Here is a 14,985-nt window from a genome sequence, read left to right as displayed (position 1 = left end):
CGGCACTGCGCCATGGCGCGCCCCGGCACCTTCCTCTATGGTGCGCCCGCATGCACGGATAGCTGATCGGAATGCCGCGATGGTCACTGAACAAGCCCGCGAGACGACCCATTTCGGGGAGCGCGAGGTAGCGCTAGAGGACAAGCAGGGGCTCGTCAACGCCGTGTTCCACGGGGTTGCCGACCGCTACGACCTGATGAACGATCTGATGAGCGGAGGCGTCCACCGGCTCTGGAAGGACGCCATGGTGGCCCGCCTCGCCCCGCCGCGCGTGGGCAAGGCGCCCTACCGCGTGCTCGACATGGCGGGCGGAACCGGCGATGTCGCCGAGCGCATCGTCAATGCCTCGGTGGGCCATGCCGAGGTGGTGGTGGGCGACATCAATACCGACATGCTGCGCGTGGGCGCCGAGCGCGCCCGCTGCTGGCGCTTTCCGGGGCAGGTGAGCTTTGTCGAGGCCAATGCCGAGGAGCTGCCCTTTCCCGATGCCTCGTTCGACGCCTATACCATCGCCTTCGGCATCAGGAACGTGCCGCGCATCGACAAGGCGCTGGCCGAGGCGCATCGCGTGCTGCGGCGCGGCGGGCGCTTCCTCTGCCTCGAATTCAGTCATGTCGACCTGCCCGGGCTCGATGGCGTCTATCGCGCCTTCTCCGATCGCGTGATCCCGCCCATGGGGCGCGTGGTGACCGGGGATGCGCAGCCCTACCAGTATCTGGTGGAATCGATCCGCAAGTTCCCGACGCCCGCTGCCTTTTCGGGCATGATCGCGGCGGCCGGCTTCAAGCGCGTCACCCATACCGCCTATTCGGGCAATATCGCCGCGCTGCACGCCGCCTGGAAGCTCTGATGGGTCTTGCTGCCTATTTCCGGCTCGCGCGCGCCGGCTTCGTGCTTGCGCGCGAAGGCGCGCTCTCGATCCTCGACAATCCCGCCCTGCCGCCGGTGATGCGCACCGGCATCAGGCTCGGACGGCTGATCGAGCGCCCATCGGTGCGCGAGACCGGGCGCGTCGAGCGGCTGACCAATGCGCTCAACCGGCTGGGCCCGACCTATGTGAAGTTCGGCCAGACCCTCGCCACCAGGCCCGACATCGTGGGTGCGGCGGTGGCGGCCGATCTCGCCGTGCTCCAGGACAAGATGGAGCCCTTCGATGCGGCGCTGGTGCCGGGGCTGCTGCGCGATGCGCTGGGACCGCGGGCCGCCGACCTCGTCGATCTCTCCCCGCCGATTGCGGCGGCCTCGATCGCGCAGGTGCATCGCGCCACGCTGGTGGAGGCCGATGGCACGCGGCGGTCCGTTGCGGTCAAGCTGCTGCGCCCCGGCGTGCGCGAGCGCTTTGCCGCCGATCTCGAGAGTTTTCGCGCCGGTGCGCGATTGGCTGAGCTGTTCCTGCCATCGATCCGCCGGCTGCGCCCCATCGATGTGGCAGAGACGCTCGAGCGCTCCGCCTGGCTGGAGCTCGATCTGCGGCTCGAAGCCGCCTCCATGTCGGAGTTTTCCGACAATCTGGCCGCCGATGGCGATTTCCGCATTCCGAGCCCCAGCTGGGACCATACCAGCGACAGCGTGCTCACCACCGGCTGGGTCGATGGCATCCCCATCGCCAACCATGCCGCCCTCGATGCCGCCGGCATCGACCGCAAGGCGCTGGCGCGCAAGGTGCTGGCGAGCTTTCTCCAGCATGCCATCCGCGACGGCTTTTTCCATGCCGACATGCATCCGGGCAATCTCTTTGCCGATCCGGCCACGGGCGGGGTAGTGGCGGTGGATTTCGGCATCATGGGGCGCATCTCGCGGGTCGAGCGGCGCTTTCTCGCCGATATCCTCTATGGCTTCATCACCCGCAATTACCGGATGATCGCCGAGCGGCATTTCGAGATCGGCTATGTGCCATCGACGCAGTCGGTCGATGAATTCGCCCTCGCGCTGCGCGCCATCGGCGAGCCGCTGCAGGGGCGGCGGGCGTCCGACATCTCGATGGCGCGGGTTCTGGGGCAGCTCTTTTCCACCACCGAACTCTTCAACATGCAGACGCGGCCCGAGCTGGTGCTTTTGCAGAAGTCCATGGTGCTGGTCGAGGGCGTGGCCCGCGCGCTCGATCCCGATCTCGATATCTGGGCGATCTCGGAGCCGGTGGTGGGTGAGTGGCTGAAGCGCGAGGCCGGGCCCATGGGCCGCATCGAGGCGGCTGCCGCCGAGGGCAAGGCCGCCTTCGATGCGCTGCGGCGGGTGCCCGCGCTGGTGCTGGGAGCCGAGCGGCTCATTCTCGAGCATGAGGCGGACCGGCTGAGGAAGGCGCGCCAGCGCGCCGCGCTCTCCGCCTGGACGGGGCCGCTCATCGTTATCGCCGTGATCGTCGGGCTGCTGGCCCTCATTTTCTGAGGACCGCCCAAGCTTGCCGCTCGCCCAAGCCGCCATTAAGGTCGCGCCCGACGGGGACCTGGCCAGGAACGAAAGCCTTATGACCATCAGCACCATCGGACGTCTCGCCGGCATCGGCGTGCTCACCCTCGGCCTTGCCGGCTGCTTCGACATGACCATGGATCTCGACATCCTGAGCGAGACGACGGCGCGATCGACGATCGTGCAGACCATGCCTTCGGATGTCTACCAGATGATCGCGCAGGCCCCGGCCGGGCAGGGCGGCTTCTGCACTGCCGAGGGCGAGAGCCTCGAAATCGCGGCCGACGGCACGGCCTCCTGCACCCAGATCGTCGAAGGCAGCTATGCCGATATCGAGGCGGCAGACGATGCCGACAGCTTCGATGTCGCCGTGGTTTCGCCGGGCGTGGTGCGGATCACCTTCCGCACCGAAAGCGTCGGCAGCGAGATCGCGGCCGAGGGCGGCGAGGACCCGCAGATCATGAACATGATCACCTCGATGTTCGAGGGCCGGGCGATGACCGTGCGCATCATCGGCAGCGAACTGATCGAAACCAACATGACCCCCATGGCGGATGGCCGGGGTGCCGAGCTGGTGATGGCCTTTACCGACCTCATCGCTGGGACGGCGGACGTGCCCGACGAACTCTATGCCGTGGTCAGGGTCCAGCAGTGAACGATGCCTTGACGGTAGAGCTGCTCTGGCTGCCACATGGGGAGGGCCTGCCCCTGCCCAGGGCCGAGACGGTGCATTCGGCCGGCATGGACCTGAGGGCAGCTTTGCCTGCGGAGGCTCCGATGACGCTTGCGCCGGGCGCCCGCGCGCTGATCCCCTGCGGCTTTGCCATAGCGCTGCCCCAGGGCCATGAGGGGCAGGTACGTCCCCGCTCGGGCCTTGCCGTCAAATACGGGGTGACGGTGCTCAACGCGCCCGGTACCATCGATGCCGATTATCGCGGCGAGGTGAAGGTGCTGCTCATCAACCACGGCAGCGAGCCCTTCGCCATCACGCGGGGGGACCGCATCGCCCAGCTGGTGGTGGCCCCGGTGGCACGCGCGCGATTCGAGCAGAGGGAGCGACTCGATGATACTGAAAGAGGGGCTGGCGGCTTCGGTTCGACTGGTCGCGCCTAGCGTTCTGATCCTCGCCGGGCTGGCGCTGCCGGCGCTGGCGGGCGATCGGGCGCTGTTCGATCCTATCGGCTATTCGGCCGACGGGCGCTATTTCGCCTTCGAGGAGTTCGGCATCCAGGACGGGTCGGGCTTCGCCTATTCCAACATCTATGTCATCGACATCCCCGCCGATGCCTGGGCCGAGGGCACGCCACTCCGCCTGCGGCTCGAGGATGAGGGCCAACCCATGATCGCGGTGCGCGAGCAGAACCGCGCCGAGGCCGAACCGGTGCTGTCCGGGCTCGAGATCGCGGTGCCGGCGGATATCGTGGCGCTGATCGGGGACGGGGAGTTCGATCCCGAAGCCAGTGCGCTCGATTTCGGGCTTCCGGGCTACGGACCGGGGCAGGTGCGCGAGAGCTTCACGCTGGGGCTCGAAACCTTCGACATGCCCGGCGCGCGGGCCGGCTCCGAGCCCTGCGAGACCTATCTCAACGCCTCGGCCCAGGGTTATGCGTTGACCCTTGCCGGGGACGGCGAATTCCGCGAGCTGCATCGCGATACCCGCCTGCCGCAATCGCGCGGCTGCGTCGTCACCTACCGCCTCCATGGCGTGGTGCTGCCGATGAACGCGCAGGACCTCGATGCCGCGCTCGCCATCATTTCGAGCTATCCCTTCGGCTTTGAGGGCCCGGACCGGCGCTTCCTCGCCGTGCCGCTGATGAACGGGCGATGAGTTTTTCGCCCGAGGAAACCCGCCGCTATGCCCGGCACCTCGTGCTCAAGGGCGTTGGCGGGGCGGGGCAGCAGAAGCTCAAGGCAGCGCGCGTGCTGGTGATCGGTGCCGGCGGGCTGGGCGCGCCGGTCATCGCCTATCTCGCAGGCGCCGGTACCGGCACCATCGGGGTGGTGGACGACGACACCGTCTCGCTCTCGAACCTCCAGCGCCAGATCATCCACACGACGGCGGGCAACGGCACCGCGAAGGTCGAGAGCGCGCAGGCCTTCGCGGCGGCACTCAACCCGGCCATCAGCCTCGTGCCGCATCGGCTGCGGCTCGATGCGGCCAATGCACCGGGAATCCTCGGCGATTATGATCTCGTGGTCGAGGGCTCGGACAATTTGCCCACCCGCCGCATCGTTGCTGCCGCAGCCGAGGCGCAGGGCAAGCCGATGGTCTCGGGCGCCGTCTCGATGTTCGATGGGCAGGTGACGACCTTCCTGCCCGGCGGCGCGCGGCTCGTCGACCTTTATGGCGACATGGACGACAGCGACCTGCCCAATTGCGAGATGACCGGCATTCTGGGCCCGGTAACCGGCGTCATCGGCACGCTGATGGCGATGGAAGTGCTGAAGCTCGTCACCGGGGTCGGCGAGCCGCTGGTGGGGCGCGTGCTGCTCTATGATGGCCGCGCGGCGCGGTTTTCGGAGTTTTCCTACGGGGCGGGGTGAGCGCCGGGATTTGGGTCTCAGGCCGCTGAAGCCCACCCACGCTCTATGTCATTCTTGCGAAAGCAGGAATCCCCGTTTCACGCTGCAAGCATCCTGAACGGAGGTCCCCGTTTTCACGGGGACGACCCGGTGGGAGGGGTAAAATGCGAGCAACCAACGGGCCCAACGTCAGTCGGACCCCCGCTTAGGCGTCGGGGTGCTGGAAGACCAGGGCGGCATTGGTGCCGCCGAAGCCGAAGGAATTGGAGATCACCACCCCGAGATCGACATTGTCGCGCCGCTGCCGCAGGATCGGCATGTCGGCAAAGGCGGGGTCGAGTTCCTCGATATTGGCGCTCTCGGCGATGAAGCGGTGCTTCATCATCAGGATCGAATAGATCGATTCATGCACGCCGGTCGCGCCCTGGCTGTGGCCGGTGAGCGACTTGGTGGCCGAGATCGGCGGGCACTTGTCCTCGTTGCCAAAGAGCGCCCGGATCGCCTCGAGTTCCCGGGCATCCCCGACCGGGGTCGAAGTGGCGTGCGGGTTGATGTAGTCGACCAGGCGCTTCACGCCTTCAAGCGCCATGCGCATGCAGCGCTCGGCGCCTTCGCCCGAGGGCGCGACCATGTCGACGCCATCCGACGTCGAGCCATAGCCGACGATTTCGGCATGGATGGTGGCGCCGCGCGCCAACGCATGCTCGCGCTCCTCGAGCACCAGCACGCCCGCGCCGCCGGCGATGACGAAGCCGTCGCGGTTCTTGTCATAGGCGCGCGAGGCCTTTTGCGGTGTGTCGTTGAAGTCCGAGCTCATGGCGCCCATGGCGTCGAACAGGGCCGACAGCGTCCAGTCGAGATCCTCGTGGCCGCCGGCAAAGACGATGTCCTGCTTGCCCCACTGGATCTGCTCGAAGGCGGAGCCGATGCAATGCTTGGAGGTGGCGCAGGCCGCCGAGATCGAGAAATTGATGCCGCGGATGCCGAAGCTCGTGGCCAGCGTCGCCGAGGCGGTCGAGCCCATCGCCTTGGGCACGGCCAGCGGCCCGATGCGCTTGGGGCTCTTTTTCTCGCGCGTGATGTCGGCGGCTTCCACGATGGTGCGGGTGGAGGTGCCGCCCGAGCCCATGATGATGCCGGTCATCGGATTGCTGATATCGGCGCTTTCGAGCCCGGCATCGGCGATGGCTTCCTGCATCGCCACGTAATTCCAGGCCGCGCCCTTGCCCATGAAGCGTGTGACGCGCCGATCGAGGACCGAGAACGGATCGAGGGTGGGGGCGCCATGCACCTGCGAGCGAAAGCCCAGCGCGGCATAGTCTTCGGCAAAGCTGATGCCGGGCCGCGCCAGGCGCAGGCTCTCGACCACCTCGGGCACGCTGTTGCCGATCGAGGAGACGATACCCATTCCCGTGACGACGACACGCCTCATTCTGTCTCGCTTCCCGTTAGCATGAGAGCCGGAACTGTCCGGTCAGATATCGGTGAACAGCCCGACCCGCAGGTCCTTGGCCTCGTAGATGACCTTGCCGTCGGCCTTGACGAACCCGTCGGCGATGCCGAGCGTGACGCGCGAGCGCATCACTCGCTTCAGATCGATACCGTATTCGACGAGTACAACGTCATTGGTCACCTGGCCGGTAAATTTAATCTCTCCGCCCAACGCGCGACCCCGCCCGGGCGATCCGCCCCAGCCCAGAAAGAAGCCCGTCATCTGCCACAGGGCGTCGAGCCCCAGGCAACCGGGCATAACCGGATCGTTCTGGAAATGGCAGGCGAAGAACCAGAGATCGGGGTTCACGTCGAGTTCGGCCCGCACCTGGCCGCGATGATGGGCGCCGCCATCCTCGTCGATATGGGTGATGCGATCGAACATCAGCATGGGCGGCAGCGGCAGGCGGGCATTGCCCTCGCCGAAAAGCTCGCCCTTGCCGCAGGCGATGAGGTCGTCGTAAGCGAACTGGTGCCGGCGTTCCGCCATCGGTTTCCCCTGCGCGTGAATTGAACCCGTGTGTAGTGGCCGCACATCGGGGGGTCAAGTCGCGCGCGCCCTCGACGGGCCGTTGCAAAGTGCCCGAATGCCGCAGCGCCGGCCGGAGTGCTTGTGCGCAAGGGAGGGCGCCGCTATAAGTCGACCAAGAGGTTCCGGTTCAAGATCTTGACCAAGGACGTTCATGCCCGAGCGCAGCCTAGCCGCCCGTACCGTGCCCTCGCGCCGCCCCTGCCTCACAGCGGTGCTGCGCATGGCCGGCCTCCGCCCGACCCGGCAGCGTGTCGCCCTCGCCGAACTGCTGTTCGGGGGCGCCCATCGCCATGTCAGCGCCGAGCAGCTTCACACCGAAGCCAATTCGGCCCATGTCAACGTGTCGCTGGCCACCATCTACAATACGCTGCACCAGTTCCGCAGCGCAGGGCTCTTGCGCGAAGTGGCGGTGGACGCCTCGCGCTCCTATTTCGATACCGACACTTCGGACCACCATCATTTCTATATCGAGGACGAGCAGCGGGTGATCGACATCCCCTCATCCTCCATCGTCATCCAGAACCTGCCCGAGCCGCCGCCCGGCATGGCGGTCACCCATGTCGATGTGGTGATCAGGGTACGCAAGGAGGTCTGAACGCCCCGCCGCTCCTAAACCGGTTCACCTTTTGGTTGAATCGCCTCTCAGGGTGCACTGAGCTCTCAGTCGGCCTCCCTTCCCTTGGACGGGGAGGGCCGGGGAGGGTTGACGGGAGCCAGTGAATCAACGGTGTGTCTGGTGGCTCTCCGCCCCCCACCCTTGATCCCTCCCCGCAAAGGGGGAGGGTGACGACTGCAGCGCCGCGCATCAGCCCAAGCGTGAAACGGCCGAGCATCCGCTGAATGAAAAAAGGCCGCGTGAGCGGCCTTTTGTGTGTCTGGTGATGCGGCTCGCCCTATTCGAAGGCTTCGCCCTTGTAGACGCCCCAGAGCAGGTCCTGCTGCAGAAAGCCGGTATACTGGCGCGGGCGACCATTTTCGGGATGGTCGGTGGCGACCACTTCGCACCACGAGCCGTCGCAGCGCCCGATCTCGACGGGAAAGCCGGGCGTGACCCAGGCGCGCACGGCAGCCGCCTCGTCGCGATTGGCCCTGAGCCCGATGCGATCCTCCGATTGCGGCGCGGTGGTGATGCCGGCCCGGCGCCCCGAAAGGAGGTTCTGGTGCACCCAGCCCTCCGAGCCATCGGCATCGCGGATCTTCCGCCAGGTGTCGAATTCCTGGATGATCTCGACCGGCGTGCCGGCCCTGACATAGACCCAGGCGATGCCATAGCGCGTGCCCGGCCCCACCCGCACATTGATCGGCGTCGAGCGCGTTGTGGCGAAACGGGGCAGGGGCAGGCCGGTGCTCGGACCTTCCGCCGCGTGGCTGCGCTGCGACAGGCCGATGGCGGCCGAGCCGATGCCGAGAAGGAGCAGGGCGACGAGAATCATGGCACGCATGACAGCTGCCGATTCCCGCCGGTAGACCCGGTGGGCCGAGGGGAAGGGGTGTTCTTGGTCGATCATGACTTTGCGTGGCTGTGCGATTTGACCTATCACTTACCCCGAAGACCTTAATGGTCGCTGAAAGGACCTCGTGATGTCCCCGGTCGCGGACCCAAAGGCCATTGCCAGCTGCACAGGACCGCGCGGGTGACCGGCAGGCGGCCCCGGATCTTCGTCACGCGGCGCCTGCCTGAGACGGTCGAGGCGCGCATGGCGACGCTGTTCGACGCCAGCTTCAACGCCAGTGATTCGCCCCTTTCGGCCGACCAGCTGGTCGCGGCCCTTGAGGGGCATGAGGTGCTGGTCTCCTCGATCACCGACCGCATCGATGCGGACCTGTTGGGCCGCCTGCCGGCGGGGGTGCGGCTCATCGCGCAGTTCGGCAACGGGGTCGACAATATCGATGTCGAGGCCGCCTATCGGGCCGGCCTCACGGTCACCAACACCCCGAGCGTTTTAACCGAGGATACCGCCGACATGGCGGTGATGCTGATGCTGGCCCTTCCGCGCCGGCTGGTCGAGGGGGCCGGGGTGCTGTTGGGCGACGAGGCCTGGCCGGGCTGGGCGCCGACCTGGATGCTGGGGCGGCGGCTGCGGGGCAAGTCGCTGGGCATTGTCGGGCTCGGGCGCATCGGCACGGCGGTGGCGGCGCGGGCCCGGGCCTTCGGCCTCTCGATCCACTATTTCGCGCGCGACCGGCGGCCGCCCGCGCTCGAGGAGATGCTGGAGGCCACCTGGTGGCCCGATCTTGACGCGATGCTGGGGGCGGTCGACATCGTCAGCCTCCATACCCCGCACACGCGCGATACCTACCACATTCTTTCGGGCGAGCGGCTCGCGCGCATGCGCAAGGATGCCTATGTCGTCAATGTCTCGCGCCCCGAGCTCATCGACGAAAAAGCGCTGGTGGCCGAAATCCGCTCGGGCCATCTCTCTGGGGCGGCGCTCGACGTGGTCGAGCACCGGCACGGCATCAACCCCGATCTCTTGTCGCTGGCGCGCGAGAACCGGGTGATCCTCACCGCCCACATGGCCTCGGCAACGCTCGAGGCCCGGGTGGAGATGGGCGAGACGGTGATCGTCAATATCCGCACCTTCATGGACGGACATCAGCCGCCCCATCGGGTTTTGCCCGACGGGCGGCGCTGAGCCTCAGCCGGAGCGTTTCACGTTTGGGCGGATGCTTGGCGTTGCAGTCGTCACCCACCCCCTTGCGGGGAGGGATCAAGGGTGGGGGGTGGAGAGCCACCAGACACCCCGTCGATTCACTGGCTCCCATCACCCCAGCCCGGCCCTCCCCGTCCAAGGAGAGGGAGGCCGACTGAGAGCTCAGTTCGTCATGAGAGGCGATTCAACCACTAGGCAGCGCATAGAGCGTTTCCAGGCGAAGTGAATACCGCTCCAAGCCCCGCCTCGGGAACGCCCGATCAGGCGCTCTTGTCGACGCCCGCCGTGTCGGCCTCGCCCGAACCGCCAGCCCCGCCGCCGCGCGAGACCCCGACCATGGCCGGCCGCAGAACGCGCTCGCCGATGGCAAAGCCGGTCTGCACCACCTGCACCACGGTGCCCTCGGGCTTGGTCGCGTCGGGCACCTCGAACATCGCCTGATGCCGGTGCGGATCGAATTTCTGGCCCTCGGCCTCGATCGGCTTGACGCCGTGCTTGGCGAGGAGCCGCTGCATCTCGCGCTCGGTCATGTCGATGCCCTCGATCAGCGACTTGAGCGTCGCATCGGCCGAGGCGCGGGTTTCTGGGGAAATGACCATCAGGGCTCGCGAGAGCGAATCGGTAGCCGTGAGCATGTCGCGGGCAAAGCTCGCGATGGCATAGGCGCGGGTGTCGGCCACTTCGCGCTCGGTGCGCTTGCGCAGATTGTCCATCTCGGCGGCGAGGCGGAGCATGCGGTCCTTGAGCTCGGCGTTTTCGCCCGAAAGCTGCTCGAGCGCCTTGGCCGCTTCATCACCGGCATCGGCGGAGACGGAGGCGTCCGCGGCGGCGCTCGCTTCGGCGATTTCCGCTTCGGTTTCGTCGTTCGGGGTCTTGTTCTCGTTCATCCCAATTCCGCTTATTCTTGGCTTGAGGCCTGTTGCGCTCGCATATCGGACAGACGGCGGCGCTTTTCAACCCTTGGTGAGCGCAGCCGGTCCCTCCCGGGCGGGCAGGGCGGCCCCGGCTTCAGCTTCGGGTCTGCTTCTTGCGCCCCATCATGGCGCTGACGACATTGGCGGTATAATCCACCACCGGCACGATGCGCGCGTAATTGAGCCGGGTGGGCCCGATGACGCCGACCACGCCCACCACCTTCTCGTTGGCATCGCGATAGGGCGATAAAATCACCGAAGAGCCCGAGAGCGAGAAGAGTTTGTTCTCGGACCCGATGAAGATGCGCACCCCTTGCGCCTTTTCCGCATCGCCCAGCAGCTCGATAAGCCCGGTCTTGCTTTCGAGCTCGTCGAAGAGCTCCCGGATGCGCTGCAGGTCCTCCGACGCCATGGCGTCGTTGAGGAGGTTGGCGCGCCCGCGCACGATCACCGTCGGGCTGGCCATCGGGGCATCAGAGAGCTCGGCGAGCCCGCTTTCAACCAGACGGCGGGTCAGCTCGTCGAGTTCGGCCTTCTGCTCGCTGCGGCGGGCCGCGAGCGCGGCGCGCGCTTCGCTCAGCGTACGTCCTACGGCGATCGAAGCGAGGTAGTTCGAGGCCTGCGTCAGGGCGCTGGCCGTAAGCCCCGGGGGCAGCGGCACCACGCGGTTTTCCACCGATCCGTCCTGTCCCACCAGGATGGCCATGGCCGTCTGCGCATCGAGCCGCACGAATTCGATATGGCGCAGCACCATGTCGGCCTTGGCCGCGATCACGAGGCCCGCCCCATGCGAGAGCCCCGAGAGCACCGTGGAGGCTTCGGTGAGGATATCCTCGATATCGCCTTGGCCGGAGTGCCCCTCGATCTGCTGGGCGATCTTGCTGCGCTCGGCTTCGTCGACCGCGCCCACTTCGAGCATGGCATCGACGAAAAAGCGCAGGCCTTCCTGCGTCGGCGCGCGGCCGGCCGAGGTGTGGGGCGGCGCGATCAGCCCCAGATCCTCGAGATCGGCCATTACATTGCGCACCGATGCGGGCGAGAGCCCGATCGAGAGAATGCGCGACAGGTCGCGGGACCCCACCGGCAGGCCCGTCTCGAGATAGCGCTCGACGAGCTTGCGGAAGATATCCTGGCTTCTGGCGTTGAGGACGGAGAGAAACTCTTCTGCTGGCCTGCTCATGATCCGGTACGGCGCGGAGAAAATCTCGGCATCGATAAGGATGTAGGCAAATTGCGCGGGGAAGCAAACACCCCTCATGCTTGTTCCGGCTCGCGCCAGGGGTTAAGAGGCGGTTAATCGTGCAGTTTCGAAGGTGATTTGCCCATGCGCCCGTCCGGACGCCAGCCGAACCAGATGCGCGCCGTGACGCTGGAGCGCGGCATCGCCCCCAAGGCCGAGGGCTCGTGCCTCGTGTGCTTCGGCTCGACCCGGGTGCTCGTCACCGCCACCGTCGAGCAGGGCGTGCCCTCGTGGCGGCGCGGGCAGGGGCTGGGCTGGGTCACCGCCGAATATGGCATGCTGCCGCGCGCCACCGATACCCGCACCCGCCGCGAGGCGGCCCAGGGCAAGCAATCGGGCCGCACCCAGGAAATCCAGCGGCTGATCGGCCGGTCGATGCGCGCCGTGGTCGACATGGCGGCGCTGGGCGAAAACCAGATCATCCTCGATTGCGACGTGCTCGAGGCCGATGGCGGCACCCGTACCGCCTCGATCACCGGCGCCTATGTGGCGCTCGCCGATGCGATCACCTGGCTCAAGGCGCGCGGGCTGACCAAGGGCGAGCCGCTGCGCGACAGCGTCGCCGCCGTGTCCTGCGGCATCTTCCGCGGCACCCCGGTGCTCGATCTCGACTATCCCGAGGATTCAGAGGCCGATACCGACGCCAATTTCGTCATGACCGGCAGCGGGCGCTTCGTCGAGATCCAGGGCACCGCCGAACAGACGCCCTTCAGCCGGGCCGAGCTCGAGACGCTGATGGCGCTGGCCGAGGCCGGTATCGGCGAGCTGACGGCGCTGCAAAAGGCGGCGCTCAACCCCGCATGACAGCGCCCCATCCCCTCCGGCTCAAGCGTGGCGATACCCTGTTGCTGGCAACCCACAATGCCGGCAAGCTCAGGGAATTCCGCGAGTTGCTCGAACCCTTCGGGCTCGAGATCGTGTCGGCCGGGGAGCTGGGCCTGCCCGAGCCCGACGAGACCGGCACGACCTTTGTCGAGAACGCCCGCATCAAGGCCCATGCCGCGGCGATTGCCAGCGGCATGATCGCGCTTTCGGACGATTCGGGGCTTTGCGTCGATGCGCTGGGGGGCGATCCGGGCGTCTACACCGCCAACTGGGCCGGGCCGGGGCGGGATTTCTCCATCGGCATGCGGCGCGTTGAGGATGGGCTGCAGGCAGCGGGTGCCAGCGAGCCGGGCCAGCGGCGGGGCCGCTTCGTGGCCACGCTCTGCCTTGCCACCCCCGATGGCCGAGATGCGCTCTATGAGGGCGTGGCCGAGGGCACGCTGGTGTGGCCGCCCCGCGGCACCATCGGCTTCGGCTTTGATCCGGTGTTCATGCCCGATGGCCATGATCGCACCTTCGGCGAGATGAGCTCGGCCGAAAAACATTCCTGGGCCCCCGGCAAGGTGGGGCTCTCGCATCGCGCCCGCGCCTTTGCCGGCTTCGTGGAGGATGCCCTTGCCCCCTGACCAAATGATGGTGCATGGCGATGGCCGCGGGCGCGGCAACGGGCTTTTCGGCATCTATGTGCACTGGCCGTTCTGCGCCGCCAAATGCCCCTATTGCGACTTCAACAGCCATGTCCATCGCGGTGCCTTCGACGAGGCCGACTACGTTTCGGCCTATGAGCGGGAACTGGCCTATTTCGCCCGGCTGACGCCCGGCCGAACCGTGCAGTCGGTGTTTTTCGGCGGCGGCACGCCCTCGCTGATGGCGCCGCGCTCGGTCGAGACCATCCTCAACGCCATCGCCCGCAACTGGACGCTCGACCCCAAGGCCGAGATCACGCTCGAAGCCAACCCGACCAGCGTCGAGGCCGACCGCTTCCGCGGCTATCGCGCCGCCGGCGTCAACCGCGTATCGCTGGGGGTGCAGTCGCTGCGCGAAGCCCCGCTCAAGGAGCTGGGACGCCTGCATAGCGTCGAGGAAGCGGTGGCCGCCGTGCGGCTGGCGCAGTCGATCTTCGACCGGTCGAGCTTTGACCTCATCTATGCCCGCCCGCGCCAGACGCTCGACGACTGGCAGGATGAGCTGACCGAGGCGCTGTGGCTGGCCCAGGGGCATCTCTCGCTCTACCAGCTCACCATCGAGATGGGCACGCGCTACTATGACCTGCACCGCACCGGCAAGCTCAAGATGCCGGACGAGGACCTCTCGGCCGATTTCTTCGAGCTGACCCAGGAAATGACCGAAAAGGCCGGCCTGCCGGCCTATGAGATTTCCAACCATGCCCGGCCGGGGCAAGAGAGCCGCCACAACCTCATCTACTGGCGCTATGGCGAATATGTCGGGGTGGGTCCGGGTGCCCATGGCCGGCTGGTCATCGACAACCAGCGCCACGCCACCGCCTGCGAGAAGATGCCCTTCGACTGGCAGCGCCGTGTCGCCCAGCGCGGCCACGGCATGGCCACCGACGACATTCTCACTTGGGAAGAAGAGGGCGATGAACTGCTTGTGATGGGCCTGCGCCTGCGCGAGGGCATCGACCCTGAGCGCTTCGCGCGCCTCTCCGGGCGGCGGCTGTCGGATCGCCAGATCGCCGAACTGCGCTCCATCGGCTTTGTCGAGACCCTGCCCAACGGCTTCATCCGCGTGACCGACAAGGGCTGGCCGGTGCTCGACGCGGTGGTCGCCGACCTCGCGGCCTGAGGTCGGGGCTTAAGGGGCGCGGGAGAGGACATCACTGGCGCTTGCCGGTATTGCGCCTGCGTGCTCTGCTCATCGGGTCCTGAAAGGATCCGATTCCATCATGTCTTTTAAGCCGACCCTCCTGGCGCCTTTGGCGCTTGCGCTCTGCCTATCCGCCCCCGTCCCCGCCCTGGCCCAGCCCGATGGCGTGCCGCCGCTGGCCGACCAGTTGCTCTGGTGCGGATCGGCGATGTTCTGGCTTGCAGGCGACGCCGAGGAAGACGGCAAGGCAGAGGACATGGAGACCTTCGATGGCTGGAGCGAAGCGCTGACCGGGGCCGGCGTTACCCTTCTCGAAGAGGCCGGCATGGATGGCGACGCGATCGCCGCGCTCATCGACGACTATGATGTCGAGGTGCTCGAGCAGATGGCGCAGGAAACCATGCGCTACGACCCCCTTGCATGCTTCTCGCTGATCGAGCCGGTGGACGGGGCGCCGGCGCAGGAAGCGACGTGATTTAGCTCAAGCAAACGGAGGTCCCTGCGTTTCCTGGGCCTCCCTTTGCTTTTGCGCGCCTGCAGCCAGCCCCGAAACAGAAAAGCCCGGAGCGTGAG

17 protein-coding genes are annotated in these 14,985 nt (G+C 67.0%); 12 read left to right on the top strand and 5 right to left on the bottom strand.

Going from position 1 to position 14,985, the window contains the following annotated elements; genetic code table 11:
* The first annotated feature begins 79 nt into the window (after nt 1-79).
* The 6 genes from ubiE to BT183_RS11325 all read left to right on the top strand — a co-directional run bounded on the left by ubiE (nt 80) and on the right by BT183_RS11325 (nt 4,950).
* Entirely contained in the window at nt 80-850 is a 771-nt protein-coding gene (gene ubiE, locus BT183_RS11350; RefSeq protein WP_072342908.1) for a bifunctional demethylmenaquinone methyltransferase/2-methoxy-6-polyprenyl-1,4-benzoquinol methylase UbiE, read from the top strand.
* Nucleotides 850-2,385, top strand: coding sequence for a 2-polyprenylphenol 6-hydroxylase (gene ubiB, locus BT183_RS11345; protein ID WP_072342905.1), 1,536 nt, complete (start codon nt 850-852; stop codon nt 2,383-2,385). Before ubiE ends, ubiB begins: the two co-directional genes overlap by 1 nt.
* Nucleotides 2,386-2,464: 79 nt before the next feature.
* The gene (locus BT183_RS11340; protein WP_143145769.1) at nt 2,465-3,061 is read left to right on the top strand and encodes a hypothetical protein; all 597 of its coding nucleotides are present in this window, start codon (nt 2,465-2,467) and stop codon (nt 3,059-3,061) included.
* Entirely contained in the window at nt 3,058-3,519 is a 462-nt protein-coding gene (gene dut / locus BT183_RS11335; RefSeq protein ID WP_072342899.1) for a dUTP diphosphatase, read from the top strand. The genes BT183_RS11340 and dut overlap by 4 nt, the downstream gene beginning before the upstream one ends.
* Nucleotides 3,470-4,234, top strand: coding sequence for a DUF2259 domain-containing protein (locus BT183_RS11330; RefSeq protein WP_072342896.1), 765 nt, complete (start codon nt 3,470-3,472; stop codon nt 4,232-4,234). Before dut ends, BT183_RS11330 begins: the two co-directional genes overlap by 50 nt.
* The gene (locus tag BT183_RS11325; protein WP_072342893.1) at nt 4,231-4,950 is read left to right on the top strand and encodes a HesA/MoeB/ThiF family protein; all 720 of its coding nucleotides are present in this window, start codon (nt 4,231-4,233) and stop codon (nt 4,948-4,950) included. Before BT183_RS11330 ends, BT183_RS11325 begins: the two co-directional genes overlap by 4 nt.
* A gap of 184 nt (nt 4,951-5,134) precedes the next feature.
* On the opposite strand, the gene fabB is transcribed toward BT183_RS11325, so the two are convergent.
* A complete protein-coding gene (fabB, locus tag BT183_RS11320; protein ID WP_072342890.1) occupies nt 5,135-6,361 on the bottom strand; it encodes a beta-ketoacyl-ACP synthase I in 1,227 nt (408 codons plus the stop codon).
* A 42-nt stretch (nt 6,362-6,403) separates the two neighbouring features.
* Complete coding sequence (gene fabA / locus BT183_RS11315) at nt 6,404-6,910, bottom strand: 3-hydroxyacyl-[acyl-carrier-protein] dehydratase FabA (RefSeq protein ID WP_072342887.1); 507 nt, start codon at nt 6,908-6,910, stop codon at nt 6,404-6,406.
* Nucleotides 6,911-7,103: 193 nt separating this feature from the next.
* On the opposite strand from fabA, the gene irrA reads away from it, so the two are divergent.
* Nucleotides 7,104-7,547 carry an iron response transcriptional regulator IrrA gene (irrA, locus tag BT183_RS11310; RefSeq protein ID WP_084603466.1) on the top strand — a complete coding sequence of 148 codons (444 nt, stop codon included), beginning with the start codon at nt 7,104-7,106 and terminating at the stop codon, nt 7,545-7,547.
* Nucleotides 7,548-7,845: 298 nt separating this feature from the next.
* Here the strand turns inward: irrA and BT183_RS11305 are convergent, their stop codons facing one another.
* Nucleotides 7,846-8,394: an SH3 domain-containing protein gene (locus tag BT183_RS11305; RefSeq protein ID WP_072344639.1), complete on the bottom strand. Its 549-nt coding sequence runs from the start codon at nt 8,392-8,394 to the stop codon at nt 7,846-7,848.
* Nucleotides 8,395-8,649: 255 nt separating this feature from the next.
* Here BT183_RS11305 and BT183_RS11300 point away from each other — a divergent pair, with 255 nt between their 5' ends.
* Entirely contained in the window at nt 8,650-9,588 is a 939-nt protein-coding gene (locus BT183_RS11300; RefSeq protein ID WP_177282559.1) for a 2-hydroxyacid dehydrogenase, read from the top strand.
* 278 nt (nt 9,589-9,866) lie between these two features.
* On the opposite strand, the gene grpE is transcribed toward BT183_RS11300, so the two are convergent.
* Both grpE and hrcA read right to left on the bottom strand, forming a co-directional pair.
* On the bottom strand, nt 9,867-10,493 hold the full coding sequence (gene grpE / locus BT183_RS11295; RefSeq protein WP_072342881.1) for a nucleotide exchange factor GrpE: 627 nt from the start codon (nt 10,491-10,493) through the stop codon (nt 9,867-9,869).
* A gap of 121 nt (nt 10,494-10,614) precedes the next feature.
* Nucleotides 10,615-11,700, bottom strand: coding sequence for a heat-inducible transcriptional repressor HrcA (gene hrcA / locus BT183_RS11290; protein WP_072344636.1), 1,086 nt, complete (start codon nt 11,698-11,700; stop codon nt 10,615-10,617).
* A gap of 144 nt (nt 11,701-11,844) precedes the next feature.
* On the opposite strand from hrcA, the gene rph reads away from it, so the two are divergent.
* The 4 genes from rph (at nt 11,845) to BT183_RS11270 (ending at nt 14,887) form a co-directional block, all read left to right on the top strand.
* The gene (gene rph, locus BT183_RS11285) at nt 11,845-12,564 is read left to right on the top strand and encodes a ribonuclease PH (RefSeq protein ID WP_072342879.1); all 720 of its coding nucleotides are present in this window, start codon (nt 11,845-11,847) and stop codon (nt 12,562-12,564) included.
* Nucleotides 12,561-13,211, top strand: a complete 651-nt coding sequence (locus BT183_RS11280; RefSeq protein WP_072342877.1) for a non-canonical purine NTP pyrophosphatase — start codon at nt 12,561-12,563, stop codon at nt 13,209-13,211. The genes rph and BT183_RS11280 overlap by 4 nt, the downstream gene beginning before the upstream one ends.
* 7 nt (nt 13,212-13,218) lie before the next feature.
* The gene (gene hemW / locus BT183_RS11275) at nt 13,219-14,391 is read left to right on the top strand and encodes a radical SAM family heme chaperone HemW (RefSeq protein ID WP_072344633.1); all 1,173 of its coding nucleotides are present in this window, start codon (nt 13,219-13,221) and stop codon (nt 14,389-14,391) included.
* Nucleotides 14,392-14,491: 100 nt separating this feature from the next.
* Nucleotides 14,492-14,887, top strand: a complete 396-nt coding sequence (locus BT183_RS11270) for a hypothetical protein (RefSeq protein WP_143145768.1) — start codon at nt 14,492-14,494, stop codon at nt 14,885-14,887.
* The last annotated feature ends 98 nt before the right edge of the window (nt 14,888-14,985 follow it).

Origin of the sequence: Devosia enhydra (assembly GCF_900119845.1) — a bacterium.
In the GTDB taxonomy this organism is placed as follows: domain Bacteria; phylum Pseudomonadota; class Alphaproteobacteria; order Rhizobiales; family Devosiaceae; genus FPKU01.
Note: the sequence above shows the minus strand (reverse complement) of the source record. Positions and strands in the feature narration are given on the sequence as shown.